Raw genomic sequence first — 3,062 nt, 5'->3', positions numbered from 1 at the left:
GCCCATTCATCAGAGTAGATGAACTCTAAAGTGATTTGTTTAACGATTGGATTATTCATCATTTTTATATTTAGATAAAACTTACCAGCACTCACATTGGCATCTGTGTTTCTTTCTTCATCCCAGCTTACCTCATAGCCAATTAAAACCTTAGCTCCTTTTAAATCTCTTAGCAATTCTTCAATGCTGATTTTTATAAAATATAATTCACTTGCTTTTTTATCAATAGCTTTAAAAGCTGCTTTTTGTCCTGCTAGAGCTATGCGATCAAAGGTTCTTACACGAGCTAAATCTTGCCAAATCGTATCTTCATGGCTAGTTTCCCCACCCCAAGAGCGATAACCTTCACTTAAAATACAAGTTGAAATATGAGCGTTTCTTAGTCTTTCTGCATCACAATCAAAGCCATTGATAAACTCTATAAAATACTCTGTGCCAGTAACCCCATTCATCACTCTATTTGAGTAAGAATCACTAAAGCCATATTCTTTATCTCCATCTGTATGAGCTATTAAACCTGCGATGATAGGAGATTGTGGAACATAAGCGTATTTTCCTTGTGTATTTAAGATTTGAACCTGTGGCCAAGTGGCAATTAATCTTTTAGAGCTAAAAGCCTCCATTGTATTAATAGCTTCGCCAACATTTGTAGCGTAAAGATCCACAATAGCTGTGATATTCATAGAACTTGCCACACTTTCAAGCTTAGCCTTTACTCCTGCTTCATGTGAGTAATAAGGAGCAATGATTAAATCAGGACTAAAACCTGTTTTATGTTTGGCTTTTTTAAAGGCTTCTATGGCATTAACAATATTGGTTAAAGTGTTTTCACTTTCCTCGCTTTCTTCAAAAAAACTAATAATAATTACATTACTTACATTTTGTAGATTGATACATTCTAAAGTATCTAAAAGTCTAAAATCTTGTAAGTTATTTTCTTTGATTAAATCGTTTACAAATTCTTTTGCTTTGCTTACATTTGAAAAGGCAAAGATTGGAAAGCTATCCACGCTTTCATAACCAGCCTTTGTGTAAATCATTTCTTTACTTGCACCTTTTATAGCCCCAGCAATACCAATAGGCGTATCACTTTGCACTTTAATAGGACTTGCCGCACCATTGCTAATATTAAAATTAACTCCATAATTTGCTGTCATTATTTACTCCTTATTTCTTTACATTTTTTGTATTTTTTGTTTTTTTTGTTTTTTAGGATTTAAATTAAGCTCTTTTTTCATAACAATTTGATCTTGTTTAGAAATTTCAAATAAAAAAGCATAATCTCCATAAGTATCAGAACTAGCTTCTAACTTTTCAACATTAAAATCTTCACTTTGAATTTCTTGCTCACCTATAAAAATGGATTTTTTTACTCTTACATTGGTAATTTCTGTTTGACCATAATATCCATTACCTCTAGCAAAAAGCTTATTAGGCATTGGTGTATTTTCAAGTTCTATGCTTACTTCTCTACTTCCTGAACTAGACCATAAGCAACACTCATCAGCGCCACCATTATATTTTTTAAACACATGGGCGATTTTGTGATAGGTTTCTTGATAAATACCACTTGTCTTAATCGTTCCTAAAATTTGGTTTTCTCCTGCAATAGGATTAGAATCTATAGTAAAATCGCTTCTATTAAGACCATTACCATCTTTGGTCATAGTAAATTTTGCGTTTTCATATTCATCTTGAACTTTATTTGGAGTAGCAAAACCATTTTCAAAACCAAGTCTTAAATCACTCATACAACCCCCATATTGTCCACCTGTTGTAGTGTTATCAAATGTGATAATGATTTTTTCTTTAGGGACAATATCATTGCTACCATCTCCTAGTAAATCAACCCAGCTTGTAAAATCATTATCATTAGCAGTGCAAATAAATAATTGCTTTTTACTTTCTACAACCGCCCAAATTTCTCCTACTTTAGCTTGTGTATTGTAGCTAGGTGGGGTTTTTGATATTTTTATGTTTGTATTTTGAAAACCCTCATCTTTTAAAATCTCTTGAATGAGACTTTTAAGCTCCTCTTTATTAACAAGCTCTTCTTTAAAAAGCTTTAGTTTTTTATCTACAAGCTCATTAACTTTTTGAGCATTAAGCTTATCACTAACTATAGGTTCACTTGGCTCTATTAAGCCTTGATTAATATCTGGAATAAAAGAAATTCCATAATCTTTCATTTTAACTCCTTTTTATGCTTTCACTTTGTGCGAATAAAATCCGCCCAAAGTCGCTTTTACTCTTGTGCTTTGCACTCTCTTTGAGAAAGCCCCCGTCCCACTGCGTGGGTAGCTCACCTTTTTTTATTTTCCTTTTATCAAGCATTTTATTGCATGATAAAGATTGCAAGAATGATAAAATACAAAGATTTTAAACTTAGAACATCCAAGCAAAGTCATAGCTTCTTTTAATGCTAAATCAGCTGTCCTATAATCAGTTCTTGAATTTGCTTTTTCGCATAAAAAATCATGCACCACACAAGCGCTAAAATACTCACTTTTAAAAGGTGGAAACAAAGACCAAAAAAGGCGTGGGATACTCGCTCCATCTGTTTTAAAGCCTTGTGGTACAATGCCTTTATAATTTGGCAAAGAAAAAGCATAATCACTAATTACTTCAAATCTGTCTTTATCATAGGGCTTTACACAAACCCTTTTTAATTCTGTTTTAGTCATTTTTCACTCTCCCAAACAATTAAATCAAGTTCTTCTTTGCTTTGTGCATTTCTAGCTTTTTCTTTTAAAGCACTTGCTTTAAAAATAGTCTCTTGCACAAAATAAGCCATGCTACTTGCAAAAAGTTTAAACTCATCTACGCTAAATCTTGTAGTTGTATTATCAAGCGCAATCCAATCAATATAAGGAATTAAATTAGGATTAACAAGAGCATTGGTTACTGCTCCATTAATTCTTAACTGATCTTCATTAGAACTTTGATAGATTTTACCTTTAAAAGAAAATCCACCATTTAAAATATTTTCTTTTTTTGTATTAATCTCGTTGATTTTTAACTCTTTTGCCTCGTTTAAAAGCTCTTCTTCGCTTTTAGGAGGA

4 protein-coding genes are annotated in these 3,062 nt (G+C 32.3%); all 4 read right to left on the bottom strand.

The window, feature by feature from the left end; all coding sequences use genetic code 11:
* Nucleotides 1–1,157, bottom strand: a 1,157-nt coding sequence (locus AJ886_RS04905) for a phage tail sheath family protein (RefSeq protein ID WP_070287281.1), incomplete at its 3' end; no start/stop codon positions are given.
* A gap of 18 nt (nucleotides 1,158–1,175) precedes the next feature.
* Nucleotides 1,176–2,189 carry a hypothetical protein gene (locus AJ886_RS04900; RefSeq protein ID WP_070287279.1) on the bottom strand — a complete coding sequence of 338 codons (1,014 nt, stop codon included), beginning with the start codon at nucleotides 2,187–2,189 and terminating at the stop codon, nucleotides 1,176–1,178.
* Between the two features lie 123 nt (nucleotides 2,190–2,312).
* Entirely contained in the window at nucleotides 2,313–2,684 is a 372-nt protein-coding gene (locus AJ886_RS04895) for a DUF1353 domain-containing protein (protein ID WP_002909498.1), read from the bottom strand.
* Nucleotides 2,681–3,062 (bottom strand): DUF4376 domain-containing protein (locus AJ886_RS04890; RefSeq protein ID WP_070287277.1); only part of this gene is annotated, 382 nt, incomplete at its 5' end. The genes AJ886_RS04890 and AJ886_RS04895, both read right to left, overlap by 4 nt.

It is taken from the genome of Campylobacter sp. BCW_6465 (assembly GCF_001762815.1).
GTDB classification, from domain to species: domain Bacteria; phylum Campylobacterota; class Campylobacteria; order Campylobacterales; family Campylobacteraceae; genus Campylobacter_D; species Campylobacter_D jejuni.
This window is presented reverse-complemented; position numbering and strand designations above follow the sequence as displayed.

Bases quoted from the DNA above. Each gene is read 5' to 3' on its own strand.
- AJ886_RS04900 (WP_070287279.1), bottom strand. From the start codon at position 2,189: ATGAAAGATTATGGAATTTCTTTTATTCCAGATATTAATCAAGGCTTA.
- AJ886_RS04895 (WP_002909498.1), bottom strand. From the start codon at position 2,684: ATGACTAAAACAGAATTAAAAAGGGTTTGTGTAAAGCCCTATGATAAA.